The sequence below is a fragment of the Lentzea sp. NPDC058450 genome (assembly GCF_042721395.1).
Lineage (GTDB): Bacteria > Actinomycetota > Actinomycetes > Mycobacteriales > Pseudonocardiaceae > Lentzea.
Genome location: NZ_JBHXLO010000021.1, coordinates 76,097 through 82,622 on the forward strand (window position 1 = coordinate 76,097; position 6,526 = coordinate 82,622).

Annotated in this window: 1 protein-coding gene; it reads left to right on the forward strand. The window is 72.3% G+C overall.

The window, feature by feature from the left end; genetic code table 11:
* Nucleotides 1-234 precede the first annotated feature (234 nt).
* Nucleotides 235-6,483: an SDR family NAD(P)-dependent oxidoreductase gene (locus ACFWNN_RS28785; protein ID WP_382443058.1), complete on the forward strand. Its 6,249-nt coding sequence runs from the start codon at nt 235-237 to the stop codon at nt 6,481-6,483.
* The last annotated feature ends 43 nt before the right edge of the window (nt 6,484-6,526 follow it).

Here is a 6,526-nt window from a genome sequence, read left to right on the forward strand (position 1 = left end):
CCTCTCGGAACTGTTCCGAGGGGGGTAGCTGCTTTTCGACTGTACTTTTCATTAGACATTTCCGCTGGGGGAGGCTAGGGGCAGGTTAGGGGTTGAGGGTGAATGGGGGCGCGGCCAGAATCTGTTCGTGAACTGGAGTTTCTCTGCAGCGTCGGGCGGGGTTCTTCGGTTTCACGCATGTCATTCTCTGCGCCGGAATTCACCTAGTCTCCAGTAGCGAAGAGGTACTCTTAAATGGCGAATGAAGAGACGCTCCGGGAGTATCTCAAGCTGGCGACGGCTGATCTCCAGGCCACCCGACAGCGCCTTCGCGAGCTGGAAGAGGGCGACAAGGAACCGATCGCGATCGTCGCCATGAGTTGCCGGTACCCCGGCGGCGTGCGGACGCCGGAGGACCTGTGGCAGCTCGTCGCCACCGGTGGGGACGCGATTTCCCCGTTGCCCGGCGATCGCGGCTGGGGCACCGAGAACGGCAGCTTCGGCGTCGAGGGCGGCGGCTTCCTCTACGACGCGGGCGATTTCGAACCCGCCTTCTTCGGCATTTCCCCGCGCGAGGCCCTCGCGATGGACCCGCAGCAACGCCTGCTGCTGGAGACCTCGTGGGAGGTCTTCGAACGCGCGGGCATCGACCCGCGGAGCCTGCGCGGCAGCCAGACCGGCGTGTTCGTCGGTGGCAGCGCGATGGGCTACGGGATCGGGCTGACCGAGGTGCCCGACGAGGTCGCGGGCCACCTGCTCACCGGCGCCGCCCCGAGCGTGCTCTCCGGCCGCATCTCCTACACGTTCGGCCTCGAAGGCCCGGCCGTCACCGTCGACACCGCCTGCTCCTCGTCCCTCACCGCCCTGCACCTCGCGGTCATGGCGCTGCGCAACGGCGAGTGCTCGCTCGCCCTCGCGGGCGGCGTGATGGTGATGAGCACCCCGGCCGTGTTCGTCGAGTTCGACAAGCAGGGCGGCCTGTCGCAGGACGGCCGCTGCCGCGCCTTCGCCGACGCCGCCGACGGCACCGGCTGGTCCGAGGGCGTCGGCCTGCTGCTCGTCGAGCGCCTCTCCGACGCGCGCCGCAACGGCCACGAGGTGCTCGCGGTCGTCCGCGGTTCCGCGGTCAACCAGGACGGCGCCTCCAACGGCCTCACCGCCCCCAACGGCCCGTCGCAGCAGCGCGTGATCCTGCAGGCGCTGGCCAACGCCACGCTCTCGCCGTCCGACGTGGACGTCGTCGAGGCGCACGGCACCGGCACCCGCCTCGGCGACCCGATCGAGGCCCAGGCCATCCTCGCCACCTACGGCCAGGACCGCGAACGCCCGGTGCTGCTGGGTTCCTTGAAGTCCAACATCGGCCACTCCCAGGCCGCCGCCGGTGTCGGTGGCGTGATCAAGATGGTGCTGGCCCTCCAGCACGGCGTGGCCCCGCAGACCCTGCACATCGACGAGCCGTCGCACCAGGTCGACTGGGCCGACGGCAACCTGACCCTGCTCACCGAGGCCCAGCCGTGGCCCGAGACCGGCAAGCCCCGTCGCGCGGGCGTCTCGTCGTTCGGCGTCAGCGGCACCAACGCGCACGTCGTCCTGGAGCAGGCCCCGGCAGGCGACGCCCCCGAGATCGCTCGCGCTGAGCGCCCGGTGCGGCCGTGGCTGCTCTCGGCGCGGACCGAGGACGGGCTGCGCGAGCAGGCCCGCAAGCTGCGCGAGCGCCTCGACGCCGCCGACGCGCACGTCGACGACGTGGCGTTCTCCCTGGCCGCGACCCGCACCGCGCTCGCCCAGCGGGCCGTGGTCGTCGGAACGGACCGCGCCGCGCTCCTCGCCGGGCTCGACGCCCTCGTCGACGGCACGAACGCGGCCTCCGTCGTGCGCGGTGCCGCCACCGACGGCGGCCTGGCCGTGCTGTTCACCGGCCAGGGCAGCCAGCGACTGGGCATGGGCCGCGAGCTGTACGAGGCGTTCCCGGTCTACGCCAAGGCGTTCGACGAGGTCGCCGCGCTGGTGGACGTGCGGGATGAGGAGCTGGATCGCACGGAGTTCACGCAGCCGGCGATCTTCGCGTTGGAAGTGGCGCTGTACCGCCTGGTCGAGTCGTGGGGCATCCGTCCGGACTTCCTGGCTGGGCATTCGATCGGTGAGATCGCTGCGGCTCATGTGGCCGGTGTGTTGTCGCTGGAGGATGCGGCGACGTTGATCAGCGCTCGGGCGCGGTTGATGCAGGCGTTGCCCGAGGGTGGCGCGATGGTCGCGTTGCAGGCGACCGAGGACGAGGTCACGCCTCACCTCACGGATCTGGTGTCGATCGCGGCGATCAACGGACCTTCGTCCGTGGTCGTCGCCGGTGACGAGGCTGCGGTCGAGCAGGTGGTTGCGCAGTTCGCGGATCGCAAGTCCAAGCGACTCAGCGTTTCGCACGCGTTCCACTCGCCGTTGATGGACCCGATGCTCGAAGACTTCCGTGCCGTCGCGGAACAGCTGACCTACCAGGCGCCGTCCATCCCGATCGTCTCGACCGCCACCGGCAAGATCGCCTCGGCCGCCGAGCTGACCACGCCCGACTACTGGGTGCGGCACGTCCGCACCGCCGTTCGCTTCGCCGACGCGGTCACCACGCTGGAGAACGCCGGCGTGGCGACGTTCCTCGAACTCGGCCCGGACGGCGTGCTCACCGCGATGGGCGCGGAGACCGTCACCAAGGCCGTGCTCGTCGCGGCACTGCGCAAGGACCGCCCCGAGGCCACGTCGGTCACGACCGCGCTGGCCGGACTGCACGTGCGCGGCACCCGGATCGACTGGAAGCAGTTCTTCGACGGCACCGGCGCGCGCCGCGTCGACCTGCCGACCTACGCGTTCGACCGCCAGCGCCTGTGGCTGGTGGACAACGGTTCCGTCGCGGACGTCACCTCCGCGGGCCTGCGCGCCGCCGACCACCCGTTGCTCGGCGCGGTCCTGCCGCTGCCCGGCGGCGGTGTGCTGGCCACCGCCCGGCTCTCGGTCGCCACGCACGGCTGGCTCGCCGACCACGTGGTCGCGGGCAACGTCGTGGTGCCCGGCACCGCGCTGGTGGAGCTCGCGATCAAGGCCGGCGACCAGGTCGGCTGCGGTCACCTCGAGGAGCTGCTGCTGCAGACCCCGCTGGTGCTGCCCGAGAACGCCGGGATCAGCCTGCACGTCGAGGTCGGCGCGCCCGGCGACGACCCCGGCCGCCGCCTGATCACCGTGTACTCCCGTTCCGACGACGATGACACCACCTGGGTCGTGCACGCGACCGGTGCGCTCACCGACGAGGCCGCCACGCCCGCCTTCGAGCTGACCACGTGGCCGCCCGCCGGTGCCGTTTCCCTTGACCTGACCAGCCTTTACGAGGACCTCGCCGAGATCGGACTGGGTTACGGCCCGGTCTTCCGCGGGCTGGCGAACGCCTGGCGCAGCGGCGACGACGTGTACGCGGAAGTCGCGCTGCCCGAGGCGGAACAGCGCCGGGCCGCCGCTTTCGGCGTGCACCCGGCGCTGCTCGACTCCGTGCTGCACACCCTCGGCATCCCGTCCGGGGACGCCGGGGAGGGCGGCACCGCCTCGCTTCCGTTCGCCTGGAACGGGGTGAGCCTCTTCGCGGCGGGCGCCCAGGTGCTGCGCGCCCGCGTCCGCCCGGCCGGTGACGGCATCAGCGTGGACGTCGCCGACGGCGCCGGGAACCCGGTCGCCCGCGTCGACTCCCTGGTGCTGCGGCCGATCAGCGGCGAGCAGTTCCGCGCCCGTGGCGGCAGCGACTCGCTGTTCCGCGTCGACTGGACGCAGCTGCCCCCGGCCGAGGGCGGCGCCCCGGCGGACGTGACGGTGCTCGCCGTCTCGTCGTCCGCCGACGTGCACGAGGTGACGACGGAACTCCTGGCGGGCCTCAAGTCCTACCTGGACGGTGAGCGCTCCGACGACGCGCTGCTCGTCGTCACGACCCGCAACGCGGTCGCCGCGCTGCCCGGCGAGGACATCGCGGTCCCCGCCCAGGCCGCGGCCTCCGGCCTGGTGCGCTCGGCGCAGACCGAGCAGCCCGGCGCCATCGTCCTGGTGGACCTCGACGCCAGGACCGAGCTCGACGACGTGCTGCCCGCCATCCTGGCCGGGGACGAGCCCGAGGTCGCCGCCCGTGCGGGTGTGCTGCACGCCCCACGGCTGGTGCGGGCGAACACCGGCACGATCGCCCCGGCGCCGGACGGCCCGTGGCGGCTCGACTTCACCACCGCCGGCACGGTCGACAACCTCACGCCCATCTCGTGGCCGCCCGCCGCGGCACCGCTGGAGGCCGGCGAGGTCCGCATCGCCATCCGGGCCGCGGGCGTCAACTTCCGCGACGTCATGAACGTGCTCGGCATGTACCCCGGCGACGCCGGGATCATGGGCCTCGAAGGCGCGGGCGTCGTGACGGAGATCGGCGCGGGCGTCACCGACCTCGCCCCCGGCGACCGGGTGATGGGCATGTTCAATGCCGCGTTCGCCCCCGTCGTGGTCGCGGACCGCCGCAAGGTCTGCCCGATCCCGGACGGCTGGTCGTTCACGCAGGCCGCCGGTGCGCCGCTGGTGTTCCTCACCGCGCTGTACGCCCTGGACGACCTCGGCGGCCTGAAGTCCGGCGAGAAGATCCTGGTGCACGCCGCCGCCGGTGGTGTCGGCATGGCCGCCACGCAGATCGCCCAGCACCTCGGCGCCGAGGTGTTCGGCACCGCGAGCACGGGCAAGCAGGACGTGCTGCGCGCCGCCGGGCTGGCCGACGACCACATCGCGTCGTCGCGCACCACGGACTTCGAGCACGAGTTCACCATCTCGACGGACGGCCACGGCGTCGACGTCGTCCTCAACGCCCTCTCCGGCGAGTTCGTCGACGCCTCGATGCGCCTGGTGGCGCAGGGCGAGGGCGGCCGGTTCCTGGAGATGGGCAAGACCGACGTCCGCGACCCCGCGGAGGTCGACCGCCGGCACGGGGTCGCCTACACCGCGTTCGACCTGTTCGAGGCCGGCCCCGACCGGATCGGCGAGCTGCTGAACCGGCTCTACGAGTGGTTCAACGCCGGGTCTCTGAGGCCGTTGCCCGTCACGACCTGGGACCTGCACCGCGCACCGGAGGCGTTCCGCTACCTCGGCCAGGCCAAGCACGTCGGCAAGGTCGTGCTGACCATCCCCGCGCCGCTCGCCCCCGAGGGCACCGTGCTGGTCACCGGCGGCACCGGGGGACTGGGCGCGCTGGTCGCCAAGCACCTCGTCATCGACCACGGCGTCCGCCACCTCGTGCTCACGTCCCGCCGCGGCCCGGACGCACCCGGTGCGGCCGACCTGGCCGCGGAGCTCACCACGCTCGGCGCGGACGTGCAGCTCGCGGCGTGCGACGTGTCCGACCACGCGGCGGTCGCCGCACTGCTCAAGGGGATCCCGGCCGAGCACCCGCTCACCGGTGTCGTGCACGCGGCCGGTGTGCTGGCCGACGGCGTGCTCGGTTCGCTCACGCCCGAGCGACTGTCCACTGTGCTCGGTCCGAAGTCGGACGCCGCCGCGCACCTGCACGAGCTGACCGCGCAGGACGACCTCGCGATGTTCGTGGTGTTCTCCTCCTCGTCCGGCCTCATGGGCGGTGCGGGACAGGCGAACTACGCCGCCGCCAACACCTACCTCGACGCGCTCGCCGTGCACCGGCGTTCGCGCGGCCTCCCGGCGATCTCGCTGGCCTGGGGCCCGTGGGACCAGACCGCCGGCATGGGCGCGTCGTTGTCCGACAACGACATCGCCCGGATGGCCCGCGCCGGCATGCCGGTGCTGTCTTCCGCCGACGGCCTGGCGCTCTTCGACCTCGCCCGCACCACCGACGACGCGGTGCTCGCCCCGGTCAAGCTCGACCTCGGCACGCTGCGCGCCGCCGGCGAGGTGCACCCGTTGCTGCGTGGCCTGGTCCGCACCCAGGCCAAGCGGGGAACCGCGGCCGCCGGTGCGGCGGAACCGGCCTCCTGGTCGCAGCGGCTCGCCGGCCGGACGAAGGCCGAGCAGGACGAACTGCTGCTGGACCTCGTGATCGGCCAGGTCGCGGTCGTGCTCGGCTACGAGTCACCGCAGGACATCAAGCCCACGCTGGCGTTCAAGGAGCTCGGCTTCGACTCGCTGTCCGCGGTCGAGTTCCGGAACATGCTGGCCGCGGCGACCGGCGTCAAGCTGCCCGCCACGCTGGTCTTCAACTACCCCAACGCCGTCGAGCTCGCCGCGCACCTGCGGACCGAGCTGGCGGGCGACGACAGCCCTTCGTCGTCGTTGCTCGACGAGGTCGACCGCCTCGACCTCGCGCTCGCCGGCGTCGGCCAGGACGACCCGCTGCGCGACCAGCTCGCGAGCCGCCTGCGGCAGGTGCTCGCGCGGCTCACCGACAGCGGCGCGGACGAGGGGGAGGCGAAGCCCGCCCTGAACGAGGCGAGCTTCGACGAGCTCTTCGACTTCATCGACAACAACCTCAGCTCCTCGTGATCACCCTCACCTCGCCTGCCCGTTAAAGAGGAGACGAACCCGC